Genomic DNA, 14,322 nt, shown 5'->3' on the forward strand with positions numbered 1-14,322 from the left:
AACCCTCGCTTAAGGCGAGGCTTACCGACATTCAACGCAAGGAGTCATTCGTCATGTCCAATCCATCTTCCGGTGCGCCGAACGCGGGTCAGCAAAATCCCGCTGTTCCCGTTACGATTTTCAATGAAGCAGGACGGGCCGTCGTAGCGACGGGCGTCACCAACAGTACGGGGACGCCGTATCACGTCACGCAGTTGCACCTGGCCACGGCGAACGCGCTTGTCGTGGGGCACGAGTATCAGATCAGCGTCAACGGCGGTAACAGAACCGGTGTGATGTGTACTGCTTTTGCAGCAGGCGCTGCGACCGCAACGTTTAGCTAGCCTCTGCGCGTGTCAAGCGGCCGGTGTCGGGTCGTGGATCGAACGCCGGGACCCTGTCTCTACACCTGGTCAGCCAGGCAACCGAAATAACGGTCGCTGGCGCGGGTACAACTGTCCCGCACCAACCACGCCGCTGCGAAGAAAAACGGCCTTGCTGATTTTCAGCAAGGCCGTTTTCCATTGGCGCATATCCGCCAAACAATCAATCAGTCGATCAATCGATGCCGTGAAACACCGCGTCGTCCGGGCCGAGATAGGCGGGCGGGCGCCACGCGGCGTCGCGCATCGAATGCTGGACCAGTTTTTCCACGCCCAGCAGTACCGCGAAAATCGCCATCCGCACCGGAATGCCGTTATCGGTTTGCCGGAAAATCGCCAGCCGCGAATCGTGATTCAGATCGACGCTCAGATCGTTCGCGCCCGGGCGGCTGTCGCGCGGCAGCGGGTGCATGATCAAGGTGTCGCTGCCGCACACGCTATCCACCAGCGCCTGATTGATCTGGAAGTCGGGCGTGTAGCCTTCGAACGATTCGTCGGCGAAGCGCTCCTTCTGGATGCGCGTGGCGTACACGACGTCCGCGCCGCGCAGCCCGGCGGCGAGATCGTGGGTCTGCTCGATCACGTGACCGTTGCGCGAGATCTGCTCGATGATGTAGCCCGGCATTTCGAGCATCGGCGGCGAGATCAGCGTGAACTTGATGCCGCGATAGAGCGCCAGCAGCTTGACCAGCGAATGCACGGTGCGCCCGTACTTCAGGTCGCCGACCAGCGCGATATGCGCACCGTCGACGATCTTGCCCAGGCGCGAGAATTCCCGCTGGATCGTGTACAGGTCGAGCAGCGCCTGGCTCGGATGCTCGCCGGGACCGTCGCCGCCGTTGATCACCGGCACGTTGGTCGCACGCGCGAATTCGGCCACCGAGCCTTGCTCCGGATGGCGGATCACCAGTGCATCCACGTAGCCGCTCATCACGCGGCTGGTGTCGTAGATCGACTCGCCCTTGGCCATCGACGAAAACGTGAAGCCGGTGGTGTCGCACACCGAGCCGCCCAGCCGGCAGAACGCCGCGCCGAAGCTGACGCGGGTCCGTGTACTGGCTTCGAAAAACAGATTGCCGAGCACCGCGCCTTCGAGCACGCGGGAGATTTTCCGGCGCCGCGCGATCGGCTGCATGACGTCGGCGACGCGAAACAGCGCCTCGACCGACTCGCGCGAGAACTGGTCGACCGACAGCAGTTGCGGCTTGCCCTCGAACAGCATCTGGCTCGCTAGCGACTGCGCGTCTACGCTTTGCGTATACTTTTCGCCCGGCTCGCCGTGCACGACGATTTCCGACACGAAACGCTCGACGATCTCCGGCATCGCCCGCGATTCCTGCGAGTCGTCCGGCAGCAGCCACGTGTCGAGGGCCCGGCGCGAAACGCCGATACGGCTCGCAAAGGTGTCGCGGGTCATGTTCAGGCGACGCATCGCATCGCGTAGGAAGGCTTGTTGCGGGACGCTCATGCGCTCACCTGTCGAGAGTGGATTTCGTACTGGGTTATGTACGCGGTGCGTATATTAGTTTGCCCGGCGTAGAAGTCAAGTAATTTTGCGATGGGCTTTGTCAAGCGGCGCCCAAGCCGGTTACACTGCGCTTCATGCATCCCGGCCAAACGCTCCGACTCCGCTCGTCACGCACCGCACGTTTCGTTCTTGCGAACGTCGTCGTGATCGCACGCGCGGGTTGCGCGAGTGTTAGCGCCAAAGCCAAAAAACAGCCGCTCATCTGACCGGAGCACGCTGTTGCCGTCAGATGTGCGACGGCAACAGCCGGTCAACGCCCGCCTTCGGCATGACCTGTCTTGCCTTCCTCGCACGCTCTACGGAATCGATACGGTCGCGTTCGAGGCAAAGACATGTCTATTTTTTCGGGTATCTGGATTCCGCTCATCACGCCGTTCGCCGACGGCGAAGTCGATCACGCAGCGCTGCGAGGTCTGGTGCGCCGTTATGCCGAGGCCGGCGTTGCCGGTCTGGTCGCGCTCGGCACGACCGGCGAACCGGCCGCGCTCGACGCTGCGGAACAGGACGCCGTGCTGGCGACGATTCTCGACGAAGCGCGGGCCGTGGCCGACAGCACCGCGGCTGCGCAAGCGCTGCCGGTGCTGGCCGGCGTATCCGGCAATCATACGGCGAGCATGCGCGAGCGCATCGTGCAACTGAATTTGTTGCCGATCGCCGGCGTGCTGATGGCCGCGCCGTACTACATCCGGCCTTCGCAAGCGGGCATCGTCGGCCATTTCACGACGCTCGCCGACGCCAGCGAAAAGCCGGTCGTGCTGTACGACATTCCCTATCGAACCGGCGTGCGGCTCGAACTCGATACGCTGCTCACGCTCGCCGCGCATCCGCGGATTCAGGCGGTGAAGGATTGCGCCGGTTCGCTCGACACCACGCTCGCGCTGATTCGCGACGGCCGCTTGCAGGTGCTCACCGGCGAGGACGTCAATATCTTCAACACCTTGTGCCTTGGTGGAAGCGGGGCCATCGCGGCGTCCGCGCATCTGCGGCCCGAACGGTTTGTCGCGTTGTATCGCGCGCTCGCAGCGGGCCGGCTCGAAGAAGGGCGGCGCATTTTTCACGCGCTCGCGCCGCTGATTCAGGCGCTGTTTGCCGAACCGAATCCGGGGCCGGTGAAGGCGCTGCTGGCTGCACATGGCCTGATCCGCAACGAACTGCGCATGCCGATGACGCGCGCCGGCGATGCGCTGGTCGAGCGGCTCAAGGCGCTGGACGGGCTTGCGCGAGTTCAAGTTCGAGCCCTTCGTCAAGCCAGCCCGTGATGCCGCCGATCATCAGCTTGACCGGGCGCCCCAATTGCGCGAGGCGCAGCGCGCCGCGCGCGGCGCCGTTACAGTGCGGACCGGCGCAGTAGGTGACGAACAGCGTGTCCCGCGGGTATTGCGCGAGCTTCGACGCGACGATCTTGCCGTGCGGCAGATTGAGCGCGCCCGGCACGTGGCCCTGTGCGAACAGCGCCGGGCCGCGCACGTCGAGGAGCACGAAACCGGGCGAGCCGCTGGCGAGCGCCGCGGCGACATCCGAGCAATCGGTTTCGAATTGCAGCGACGCCTGGAAGTGGGCGAACGCAGCGGCGCTGCCGGCGGCGGGGATGGCGGTGACGGGGTTGCTGGTCGGCATGGTTCGGGCTCCGGTGGATGTCATGAACCTTCATTGTCGCGATGAGACGCGCATCGGGTAAGTGGCGCAATCGTCAATCTCCGGTAACATCGCGCCATGCACAATCATCTCGTCGTCGCGCTGGTTTATGACCGGCTGTGCACTTTCGAATTCGGCTGCGTGACCGAGCTGTTCGCGCTCGAACGTCCGGAGCTCGGCGTGGATTGGTATCGCTTCGCGGTGTGCGCGAGCGAGCCCGGTCCGATTCGCGCGGCAGGCGGTATTACTGTTGCCGCGCCGTACACGCTGAAGTTGCTGGATCGTGCGGACACGATCGTGATCCCCGGTTGGCGCGACGCGGACGAATTGCCGCCCGAAGCGTTGCTGAAAAGAATTCGCGCCGCCTATACGCGTGGCGCGCGGCTCTGCTCGATCTGCTCCGGCGTGTTCGTGCTGGCGGCGGCAGGCGTGCTCGACGGCAAGACGGTCACGACGCACTGGCGCTATGCGGACAAATTGCAGCAGGGTTACCCGCAGCTTCGCGTGCAGCCGGATGCGCTGTATGTCGACGAAGGGCAGATCATTACTTCGGCGGGGTCGGCGGCGGGACTCGACATGCTGCTGCATCTGGTGCGGCGCGATCATGGCAGTGCGGTGGCGAACCGCGTCGCGCAACGGCTCGTGGTGCCGCCGCATCGCGAGGGCGGCCAGGCGCAGTTCGTGCCGCGTCCGATGCCGCAGGACGAAAGCGGGCGTCTGGCGAAGCTGATGGATTGGGTGCGCCGGCATCCTGCTGCGCCGCACACGTTGCGCTCGCTCGCCGAGCGGGCGGCGATGAGTCCACGCACGCTGCAACGGCAGTTTCACGACGCCACCGGCATGGCGCCATACGAATGGCTGGTGCGCGAACGTGTGGCGATCGCCCGTGAGCTGCTCGAAGCGCAAACGCCGGTGCCGATGGCGCGTGTCGCGGAACGGGCGGGCTTCGGCTCGGAAGAATCGCTGCGCCGGCATTTCCGGCGTATCGCGTTGACGAGCCCGGGCGCGTACCGTAAGAAGTTTGGCGCAGTTTGATGCGTGTCGCATGACGCGCTGCATGGCCCGATCCAAACGTTTTGCGCCGTGTCCCGCCGATGCCGATACAGTGCAAAGCACCGCGCGCGGGTATGGCGGTTGATCGGACCATTCGCCGAGCCGCTCATCGTGTGCTTCGATCACCTCGAGAGGTTCGCGCATCCGCAAAATCTCCACGCGCTCGTGGATTCGTTTCGAGCGCCTTGAGCGTTCACACCAAGGGCTCGTACAGATTGAACCGGTACTGAGCTCGCATTGAAGGGGAATTCGCATGCACGATATCGCGCAGACCATCGCCAGTTTCAACGCAGGTCGCGAGCCCGAACGGCTCGCGATGAAATACAAGCTCATGCGCAGTTCGCCGTTCGTGTTTCTGCGCGGCACCTGTCATCTGTTCTATCAGCGTTTGCCGCGCGACAAGATGCTCGACGACGCGCCGCCGGTCTGGATCTGCGGCGACATGCATCTGGAAAATTTCGGCAGCTACAAGGGCGACAACCGCCTCATCTACTTCGATAACAACGATTTCGACGAGGCCTGCCTCGCGCCGAATCTGTACGAACTGCTGCGCCTTCTGACGAGCGTGCTGGTCGGCGCGGCCGATCTCAAGCTCAGCCGCGCGCAGGCGCTCGCACTCTGCCACACCGCACTCGACGCATACAGCGCGGCATTGGTGTTCGGCAAATCGCGCTGGATCGAAGCGGAAACCGCGGCCGGCATGGTCCGCGAATTGTTCGATGCGCTGGCAAGCCGCTCGCGCGCCGCGCATCTGGACCGGCGCACCACGCTCAAAGGCAAGACCCGCACGCTGAAAGTGGATGGCAAGAAAGCGCTGCCGGTCAGCGACAAGGCGCGCGCCGCGGTGACGGCGTTCATGAACACCTTCGCCGCGGGAGAACCGAATCCGGACTTTTACCGCGTCATCGACGTGGCGCGGCGGATCGCCGGCACCGGCAGTCTGGGCGTCGACCGGTACGTGATGCTCGTCGAAGGCAAAGGCTCGCCGGACGGCAACTATCTGATCGATCTGAAGGAGGCGCTGCCTTCGTCGGTGCTGCCCCATGTGCGCACGCATCAGCCGAAGTGGCGGACCGAGGCGCAACGCGTGGTCGAGGTTCAGCTCCGCAATCAGGCGGTCTCGCAGGCGTTCTTGCACGCTGTGGAATTTAATCAGCGCTCATATGTGCTGCGCAGTTTGCAGCCTTCGGAAGACCGGGTGGCGTTGAGCGGCTGGGACGGCAAGCTGCCGCGGCTCGAAGAGGTGATCAACAGCATGGCGGAGCTGAGCGCGTGGGCGCATCTGCGCAGCGGCGGACGGCAAGGGTCTGCGATCGCCGACGAGCTGATCGCGTTCGGCGGCCGCAAGGACTGGCAGTTGCGGTTGATCGAAATCGCGGTGCAATGCGAGGCGCAGGTGAGCGCCGACTGGAAAGCGTATTGCGAAGCCTACGATGGCGGGGCGTTCAATTTGCCGGCCAAGCCGTGAGATTCGTGAGACTTGGCGCTCGGCCGGGCGCCAGTCGCATGGTGTTCCATGCTTTCTCTCGATGCACGGCGCATGGTGCGCCGCGCATGCCAGCGACTCATCCAGACAAACCCTGATTGCTGCGATGAATTCGCCGCTGATATCGTTCGCAGGTCTTGTGGAAGCGCTTCCACCCAGGCTTCTGCCATACCCGGTTCAACGACCTCAGCGCAGGAGAATCCGTGGCAAACGACACATCTGCTGTTTCTGACGCGGTATCCCATCACTCGCTCTCCGATCCCTTTACGCCACCTGCCGACTCTTCGCTGTGGCGCAGGAACTTCCTGTTTGGTGCAGCCACGGCTTCTTACCAGATCGAAGGCGCGGTCAATGAAGATGGCCGCCTGCCGTCGATCTGGGATACCTTCTCGGCGATTCCCGGCAAGGTGCTGGCGGGCGACACCGGCGCCGTCGCGTGCGATCACTATCATCGTTGGGAGGCGGATGTCGAGATGCTGGCGGGGCTCGGCCTCGAAGGCTATCGGCTGTCGATTGCCTGGCCGCGTGTGATGGACGCGGCCGGCGCGCCGAATCGTAAAGGGCTCGACTTTTACAAGCGGCTGTTGAACCGCCTGAAAGAGAAGGGCATCACGACCTTCGTGACGCTGTATCACTGGGATTTGCCGCAGCGCCTGGAAGATCGCGGCGGCTGGCTCAACCGCGAGACCGCCTGCCGTTTCGCCGATTACGCCGAGCTGGTGAGCCGCGAACTGGCCGGCACGGTCGACGCATGGGCCACGCTCAATGAGCCGTGGTGCTCGGCCTATCTCGGCTACGGCAACGGGCATCACGCGCCCGGTCTCGCCAACCATCGCTTCGCGACCCAGGCGATGCATCATCTGTTGCTCGCGCACGGTCTCGCGATGCCGGTGCTGCGTGCCAACGATCCGGCTTCGCAAAAGGGTATCGTCGCGAATATCGGCTACGGCACGCCGGATTCGGACAGCGCAGCGGATCGGCGCGCGGCGCATCTGTTCGAAGTCCAGCACAACGCGTGGATTCTCGATCCGTTGCTCAAGGGCACTTATCCGCAGGACCTGTTCGAACTGTGGCCGGGCACCGAGCCGCTGGTGCTGGACGGCGACATGCGGATCATTGCGTCGCCGCTGGATTTCCTCGGCATCAACTATTACTTCCGAACCCATGTCGCGGGCGACGGCGCGCAGGGTTTCAGGGACGTGCCGCTCGAAGGCGTCGAGCGCACGCAGATGGGCTGGGAGGTTTATCCCGACGGTCTGCGCGATCTGTTGATCGGTTTCAAGGACACGTACGAGAACTTGCCGCCGATTTACATTACCGAAAACGGCATGGCGTCGGACGATAAGGTGATCGACGGGCGCGTGGACGATACGCAGCGGATCTCGTTCCTGAAGCGGCATCTGGCCGCCGTCGACGGTGCGATCAAGGCGGGCGTCGATATTCGCGGCTATTTCCTGTGGTCGCTGATGGACAACTTCGAATGGGCGTTCGGCTATGAGCGGCGTTTCGGCGTGGTGCACGTCGACTACAGCACGCAAAAGCGCACGGTCAAACGCAGCGCGGAGCTGGTGGCGAAGTTTTTGAGGGAGCGTAGAGAAGGAATTTAAATACGGAAAGAATTTAATTCGGCAAGGGTTCAATGCGGTGTGGTGTGAGCTGGTTTGTTTGTATGTCGACCTGAAACACGGGCGCCAAGCCTGGCGCAACTATCTTGCATCGACACGCTAACTCCGATCGACAGGAGACGGAATGAACAGCAGAAAAACGGCCGTGGCGAGTGTCGTTGCAGCACTGGCGTTGTATGGCGTCGTTGCGCATGCGGAGCCCTTGAAGGCCAACGTGATTCATTGGTGGACCTCCGGCGGCGAATCGGCCGCGATCCGCCAGTTCGCCGATGCGTATAACAAGGCCGGCGGCCAGTGGGTCGATAACGCGGTGGCCGGCGCCGATCAGGCGCGTTCCACGGCGATCAACCGGATCGTGGGCGGCGATCCGCCCACGGCCGCGCAGTTCAATACGTCGAAGCAGTTTCACGACCTGATCGATCAGGGCCTGCTGAACAACGTCGACGATGTTGCCGCGAAAGAAAACTGGAGCGGCGTGTTTCCGCAATCGATCATCGACAGCATCAAGGTGAAGGGGCATTACTATGCCGCGCCGGTCGATATTCACATGCCGGCATGGTTCTTCTACTCGAAGCCGGTGTTCCAGAAAGCCGGCATTGCCGCCGAACCGAAGAACTTCGACGAATTCATCGCCGACCTCGTCAAACTGAAAGCTGCAGGCGTGATACCGCTCGCGTTCGGCGGCCAGCCGTGGCAGGAAAAAATCACTTTCGATGCGGTGTTCGCCGACGTCGGCGGCCCCGATCTTTATCTGAAGATATATCGCGATCGCGATATGAATGCGGTCAAGTCGGATGCGTTCAGGAAGGTGCTCGCGTCGTTCAAACGCTTGCATGATTTCGTCGATCCGGGTTCGCCTGGCCGCAACTGGAACGACGCCACCGCGCTGGTGATTTCCGGCAAGGCGGGCATGCAGATCATGGGCGACTGGGCCAAGGGCGAATTTTCGACAGCCAGTCAGAGCGCCGGCAAGGACTTCGGCTGCTTCCCGGGTTTCGGTCCGCACTCGCCGTATCTGGTCGCGGGCGACGTGTTCGTGTTCCCGAAGACCGACAACGCCGCCGCGATCAAGGCGCAAAACCTGCTTGCCACGGTGATGACCTCGCCGTCTGCGCAGGTCGCGTTCAGCGCGAAGAAAGGCTCGATTCCGATTCGCCCCGATGTGGATGCCGCCAGTCTCGACATCTGCGCGAAGGAGGGCATTGCGATCATGAAGGACAAGTCGCGTCAGTTGCCGAATCCGGAAATGCTTTTGTCGCCTGACACGCAGGGCGCGTTGATCGACGTCATCACGAACTTCTGGAACAAGAACCAGTCGGTCGACGATATGCAGAAGGCGTTTGCCAGCGCGCTGAAGAGCTGAGCGCCGCCATGCACGCGCTCGAGCTGCAAGCCGCCCGAACCAGGCCGCGGCAAAAACCGCTTCAAAGGCGATTACCGCTGGCGGCATGGCTGGCGTTGCTGCCGATGGTTCTGACCGTCGTGTTCGCGTATCTCGGCACGATGGTCTGGACCGCGCGCGTGTCGCTCAGCAATTCACGCACATTTCCGTCCGGCGACTTCGCGGGCTTCACGCAATACGCGCGGCTTTTTCATAACGACCGCTGGCTGCTGTCGCTGCAAAACATCGTGATCTACGGCGCGTGCTTTATCGTCGCGTGCATGGCGATCGGTTTGCTGCTGGCGATTTTCATCGATCAGCGCGTGGTGGCCGAAGGCGCGTTGCGCACGGTGTTTCTCTATCCCTATGCCATGTCGTTCGTCGCGACCGGCCTCGTCTGGCAGTGGATTCTCAATCCGGAGCTCGGCGCGCAGGCCGTGTTGCACAAGCTCGGCTTCGTGCATGCGCGCTTCGACTGGATCGTCGACCAGGACTGGGTGATTTACACCATCGTCATCGCGACGGTCTGGCAGGCGTCGGGTCTCGTGATGGCGTTGCTGCTGGCGGGCTTGCGCGGCATCGACGACGAGCTGTGGAAAGCCGCGCGCATCGACGGCATTCCGCGTTGGCGCGTGTATGCCAGCATTGTCGTGCCGATGCTGGGACCTTCGATGTCCACCGCCTTCGTGCTGCTGTTCGTGATGGTCGTCAAACTCTACGACGCCGTCGTGGCGATGACGCAAGGCGGACCCGGCACCGCGAGCGAGGTGCCGGCGAAATTCATCATGGACTATCTGTTCGGCCGCGCCAACATCGGCCTCGCGTCCGCCGCGTCGATCGTTTTGCTGGTGACGGTATTGGCGATTCTCACGCCGTTCTTCTATGCCCGCAGCCGCGCCGCGCTGCGCAAGGACGTTTGATGAATACGCTCAGTTCTCCGTTGAAGCGCGGCACGCCGGGCCGCATGCGCCGCCGCACGAAATTTACGCCGGCGCGTCTCGGCGTCTACGCGTTTCTGCTGACGGCCGCGCTGTTCTTCCTGCTGCCGTTGTATGTGATGCTGGTCACGTCGGTGAAGCCGATGAGCGAGATCCGGCTCGGCAATCTGCTCGCGTTCCCCGCGCATTTCACGCTCGATGCATGGAGCGCCGCGTGGCAGTCCGCATGCACGGGGCTCGATTGCAACGGCATTCAGGTGGGTTTCTGGAATTCAGTGCGGATTGTCGCGCCGAGCACGGTGCTGTCGATCCTGATCGGCGCGGTGAACGGCTATGCGCTGTCGTTCTGGCGACCGCGCGGCGCCGGCGTGCTATTTGGCGTGCTGCTGATGGGCGCCTTCATCCCGGTGCAGGTGATGGTCTATCCGCTGGTGCGCGTGCTCGCGAGCGTGCACCTGTTCAGTTCGCTGCCGGGCATCGTGGTGATTCACACGATCTTCGGCATGCCGGTGATGACGCTGCTGTTTCGCAACTACTATGCGTCGATTCCGCAGGAGCTGTTCAAGGCGGCGCGCATCGACGGCGGCGGTTTCTGGCGCATTTTCGTGCAACTGATGCTGCCGATGTCGACGCCGGTCATCGTCGTCGCGATCATCATGCAGGTGACGGGGATCTGGAACGACTTCATTCTCGGCCTCGTGTTCGCCGGCACGAAAAATCTGCCGATGACGGTGCAATTGAACAACATCATCAACACCACGACCGGCGAGCGGCTCTATAACGTCAACATGGCGGCGACCATTCTGACTTCGCTGGTGCCGCTTGCGATCTACTTCATTTCGGGCCGCTGGTTTGTGCGCGGCATTGCGTCCGGCGCCGTCAAGGGATAGGGCATGACCAATCTGGCAAACGTGGCGAACATGGCCGATGCGGCTGATACTGCCGACACGGCGAATGCGGCGAATGCGGCGAATGCGGCGAATGCGGCAAATGCGGCGAATGCGGCAAATGCGGCAAATGCGGCGAATGCGGCGAATGCGGCGAATGCGGCGAATGCGGCGAACGCGGCGAACGCGGCGAACGCGGCGAACGCGGCAAATGCAAACAACGCCGCCAACGTTTCAGTGCGCAATCTGAAGATCCAGCTGGGCGCGAACACGGTGATCGAGGATCTTGATCTCGACGTGCGGGCCGGCGAGTTCGTCGTGCTGCTCGGGCCGTCCGGTTGCGGCAAATCCACCTTGCTGCACAGCATTGCGGGTTTGATCGACGTGACCGGCGGCAGCATCGAAATCGCCGGCGAGGACATGACGTGGGCCGATCCCAAAGACCGCCGCATCGCGCTGGTGTTTCAGTCGTATGCGTTGTATCCGACCATGAACGTCGAACGCAATCTGTCGTTCGCGTTGCGCGTCAACGGTACGCCCAAGGTGGAAATCGAGCGGCGCGTGGCGCGGGCGTCCGACATGCTGCAACTCGGGCCGCTGCTCAGGCGCAAACCGGCGCAACTGTCGGGCGGACAGCGGCAACGCGTGGCGATCGGCCGCGCGATCGTGCGCGAAGCCGACGTGTTTCTGTTCGATGAACCGTTATCGAATCTCGACGCCAAGTTACGTACTGAACTGCGCCGCGAACTCAAGCAACTGCACCAGCGGCTGGGCGCGACGATGATCTACGTGACCCACGATCAGGTCGAAGCGATGACGCTCGCCACACGCATGGCAGTGATGCGCGGCGGCGTGATCCAGCAGTTCGGCACGCCCGCCGAAGTCTACGCGCGGCCCGACAATCTGTTCGTCGCGACTTTTCTGGGCTCACCCGCGATGAATGTGCTCAAGGGCACGCTGGAGCGGCACGACGGCTCGCTATACTTTTGCACAGCGCATTTGAGGCTCGACGTGTCGCAGTATCCGTTCAAAAGCGTGCCCGCGGATCGGCTGCGCTGCGTGCTCGGCGTGCGGGCGGAGGACGTGCGCGTAGGCGACATGCGCGTGGGCGACGTGCGCGTTGGCGACATGCGCGTGGGCGACATACGCGTGGGCGAAGTGGGAGCGGGCTCAGGCGAGCGCGCCAGGATTTCGCTGGTTGAGCCGATGGGCAACCACCGTGTCATTTGGCTCGACTATCATGGAGAGCAAATCGCGTCGATTGATCAGACGAAGGCGCCGATCGCGGTAGGCGACGTATCGGCATTCTCGGTCGACTGCGCACATATTTCGTTGTTCGACGAGGCGGGCGGGGCGCGTCTATAGCGACGGCGTGCCGCGCCGGTAAAGCAACATGGTTTGACGGAGAACCGCGTGGCAACACTCAAAGATGTCGCGGCGCTGGCCGGCGTCGGCATGTCGACCGCATCGCGCGCCATTTCCGGCAAAGGACCCATTTCGGCCGATGCCGCCGCGCGCGTGCAGGCCGCCATCGAAGCGCTGAATTTTCGGCCGTCGTCGATCGGCCGGGCGATGGCGACGCAATCGCTCGGCATGATCGGTATTTTCGTGCCGACTTTCTTCGGCTCGTACTACGGCACGATTCTCAAGCAGACCGACGCCGAACTGCGCGCGGTACGCCGCCACGTGGTGGTCGCAACCGGCTGCGGGGAAGTGTCGCCGCGCGAGCAGGCCATCGAGGCGGTGCGTTTTCTGATTGGCCGCGATTGCGACGGCGTGGTGGTGATCAGCCACGACCTGCACGACGACGACCTGAACATGCTGCATCGGATGCACCCGAAGATGGTGTTTCTGAATCGCGCGTTCGACCAGTTGCCGGAGGCGTCGTTTTGCGCCGATCACCGGCGCGGCGGCGAACTGGCGGCGCGTACGCTGCTCGACCACGGACATCGGCGGATTGCGGTGATTTCCGGGCCGTTCAGCGCCTCGGACAATCAAACCCGGCTCGAAGGTTTCTTTGCCGAACTGGCGCGTGACGGCATCGCGCGCGACGACGTCACGCTGATCGAGTCGGATTTCTCGCCGGAAGGCGGCTATGCGGCCGCGCAAAAACTGCTCGATACGAAGCGGCGCTTCACGGGTCTCTTCTGCGCGAACGATACGATGGCGGTGAGCGCGCTGGCGCGCTTCCACCAGGCGGGCATTGTCGTACCGGACGAGATCTCGGTGATCGGCTACGACGACGATTACTCGGCCGCCTATGCGGCGCCGGGGCTCACGTCGGTGCATATCCCGACCGCGGAGCTGACGCAGAACGCGGTGCGCTGGCTGGTCAATCAGTGCTACCGGACCTCGTGGGAAATTTTCCGCGAATTTCCGGTGAGCGTGACGATGCGGGAGTCGGTGGGGCCGGCGCCGGTTGCGGCGAGGTCGTCGAGCGAGACGGCAGGGTGCGGGAGCGCGGCGTAGCTTCCAGGCGGCGGCGCCCAAGTGCTGCTTTTTTGCCGCCTGGTTGCCCCGCAAGTGCCCCGCAAGTGCCCCGCAAGTGCCCCTCAAGTGCCGCTGCGCAGCGACTGTTCGTAGCGTAGGCGCGCTTCTTCGTCGAGCCGCGTATCTTCGAGTTCCTGTAGCACGGCTTCGAGATCGATCGGCGTGGTGTCCAGTTCGACGCGGCCGGTCAGCTCGGCATCGACGTGCAACGCGCCCGCTTCGAACAGCGCCCAGATTTCCTTGCCATAGCTCGCCTCGAGCAAGGCCGGTGCAAAACGGCCGAAATACGCGGCGAGATTGTTCACGTCGCGCTCCAGCATTGCAGGCGCTTCGAGATTGCCCGCGGCATCCACGGCTTGCGGCAGGTCGATGATCACCGGCCCATCGGCGGCGAGCAGGATGTTGTATTCGGACAGGTCGCCGTGAATCACGCCGGCGCACAGCATGCGCACCACCTGGTTGAGCAGCAGCGCGTGCAATTCGAGCGCGCGCGCTTCAGTCAGCTCCACGTCGTTCAGACGCGGCGCGACATTGCCGTCGGCGTCGGTGACCAATTCCATCAGCAGCACGCCGTCGGTGCAAATGAACGGTTGCGGCACGCGCACGCCTGCGTTGGCGAGCTGGAACAGCGCATCGACTTCGGCGTTCTGCCACGCCTGCTCCTGCACTTCGCGGCCATAGCGGCTGCCTTTTTCCATCGCGCGCTGCTGGCGGCTGTTCTTGACCTTGCGGCCTTCGCGATACGACGCCGCCTGGCGGAAACTGCGCTGGCTGGCGTCCTTGTAGACCTTCGCGCAGCGTGTGGCGTCGCCGCTGCGCACCACGTAGACGGTGGCTTCCTTGCCGCTCATCAACTGGGAAATGACTTCATCGATCAGGCCTTCTTCGACCAGCGGGAGCAGACGTTTCGGCGTTTTCATGCAGCCGCCGGGAAGCG

The 14,322-nt window shown here is 63.3% G+C and carries 13 protein-coding genes; 10 read left to right on the plus strand and 3 right to left on the minus strand.

The window, feature by feature from the left end:
* Window positions 1-53: 53 nt before the first annotated feature.
* Window positions 54-323: a hypothetical protein gene (locus AC07WT_RS27120; RefSeq protein ID WP_494949312.1), complete on the plus strand. Its 270-nt coding sequence runs from the start codon at window positions 54-56 to the stop codon at window positions 321-323.
* Between the two features lie 214 nt (window positions 324-537).
* On the opposite strand, the gene AC07WT_RS27125 is transcribed toward AC07WT_RS27120, so the two are convergent.
* Window positions 538-1,830 (minus strand): aspartate carbamoyltransferase, encoded by a 1,293-nt coding sequence (locus tag AC07WT_RS27125; RefSeq protein WP_494949313.1) that lies wholly within the window; start codon window positions 1,828-1,830, stop codon window positions 538-540.
* 392 nt (window positions 1,831-2,222) lie between these two features.
* Between AC07WT_RS27125 and dapA the strand changes: the two genes are divergently transcribed.
* On the plus strand, window positions 2,223-3,149 hold the full coding sequence (gene dapA / locus AC07WT_RS27130) for a 4-hydroxy-tetrahydrodipicolinate synthase (RefSeq protein WP_494949314.1): 927 nt from the start codon (window positions 2,223-2,225) through the stop codon (window positions 3,147-3,149).
* On the opposite strand, the gene AC07WT_RS27135 is transcribed toward dapA, so the two are convergent.
* The gene (locus tag AC07WT_RS27135; RefSeq protein ID WP_492591482.1) at window positions 3,088-3,507 is read right to left on the minus strand and encodes a rhodanese-like domain-containing protein; all 420 of its coding nucleotides are present in this window, start codon (window positions 3,505-3,507) and stop codon (window positions 3,088-3,090) included. The two genes, dapA and AC07WT_RS27135, sit on opposite strands and share 62 nt — an antisense overlap.
* 96 nt (window positions 3,508-3,603) lie before the next feature.
* On the opposite strand from AC07WT_RS27135, the gene ftrA reads away from it, so the two are divergent.
* From ftrA to AC07WT_RS27175, 8 genes are all read left to right on the plus strand, one after another.
* Window positions 3,604-4,560 carry a transcriptional regulator FtrA gene (ftrA, locus tag AC07WT_RS27140; RefSeq protein ID WP_494949315.1) on the plus strand — a complete coding sequence of 319 codons (957 nt, stop codon included), beginning with the start codon at window positions 3,604-3,606 and terminating at the stop codon, window positions 4,558-4,560.
* Window positions 4,561-4,831: 271 nt separating this feature from the next.
* The gene (locus tag AC07WT_RS27145; RefSeq protein WP_494949316.1) at window positions 4,832-6,046 is read left to right on the plus strand and encodes a DUF2252 domain-containing protein; all 1,215 of its coding nucleotides are present in this window, start codon (window positions 4,832-4,834) and stop codon (window positions 6,044-6,046) included.
* Between the two features lie 221 nt (window positions 6,047-6,267).
* Window positions 6,268-7,671 carry a GH1 family beta-glucosidase gene (locus AC07WT_RS27150; protein WP_494949317.1) on the plus strand — a complete coding sequence of 468 codons (1,404 nt, stop codon included), beginning with the start codon at window positions 6,268-6,270 and terminating at the stop codon, window positions 7,669-7,671.
* A 142-nt stretch (window positions 7,672-7,813) separates the two neighbouring features.
* Complete coding sequence (locus AC07WT_RS27155) at window positions 7,814-9,052, plus strand: ABC transporter substrate-binding protein (protein WP_494949318.1); 1,239 nt, start codon at window positions 7,814-7,816, stop codon at window positions 9,050-9,052.
* Window positions 9,053-9,060: 8 nt separating this feature from the next.
* Window positions 9,061-9,990 carry a carbohydrate ABC transporter permease gene (locus AC07WT_RS27160; protein ID WP_494949319.1) on the plus strand — a complete coding sequence of 310 codons (930 nt, stop codon included), beginning with the start codon at window positions 9,061-9,063 and terminating at the stop codon, window positions 9,988-9,990.
* On the plus strand, window positions 9,990-10,898 hold the full coding sequence (locus AC07WT_RS27165; protein ID WP_494949320.1) for a carbohydrate ABC transporter permease: 909 nt from the start codon (window positions 9,990-9,992) through the stop codon (window positions 10,896-10,898). Before AC07WT_RS27160 ends, AC07WT_RS27165 begins: the two co-directional genes overlap by 1 nt.
* 3 nt (window positions 10,899-10,901) lie before the next feature.
* Entirely contained in the window at window positions 10,902-12,260 is a 1,359-nt protein-coding gene (locus AC07WT_RS27170) for an ABC transporter ATP-binding protein (RefSeq protein WP_494949321.1), read from the plus strand.
* Between the two features lie 48 nt (window positions 12,261-12,308).
* On the plus strand, window positions 12,309-13,364 hold the full coding sequence (locus AC07WT_RS27175; protein WP_494949322.1) for a LacI family DNA-binding transcriptional regulator: 1,056 nt from the start codon (window positions 12,309-12,311) through the stop codon (window positions 13,362-13,364).
* 83 nt (window positions 13,365-13,447) lie between these two features.
* On the opposite strand, the gene AC07WT_RS27180 is transcribed toward AC07WT_RS27175, so the two are convergent.
* Entirely contained in the window at window positions 13,448-14,305 is an 858-nt protein-coding gene (locus tag AC07WT_RS27180; protein ID WP_492591474.1) for a PA4780 family RIO1-like protein kinase, read from the minus strand.
* Window positions 14,306-14,322: the final 17 nt, after the last annotated feature.

Source organism: Paraburkholderia sp. GW821-FHT02A12, assembly GCF_059422005.1.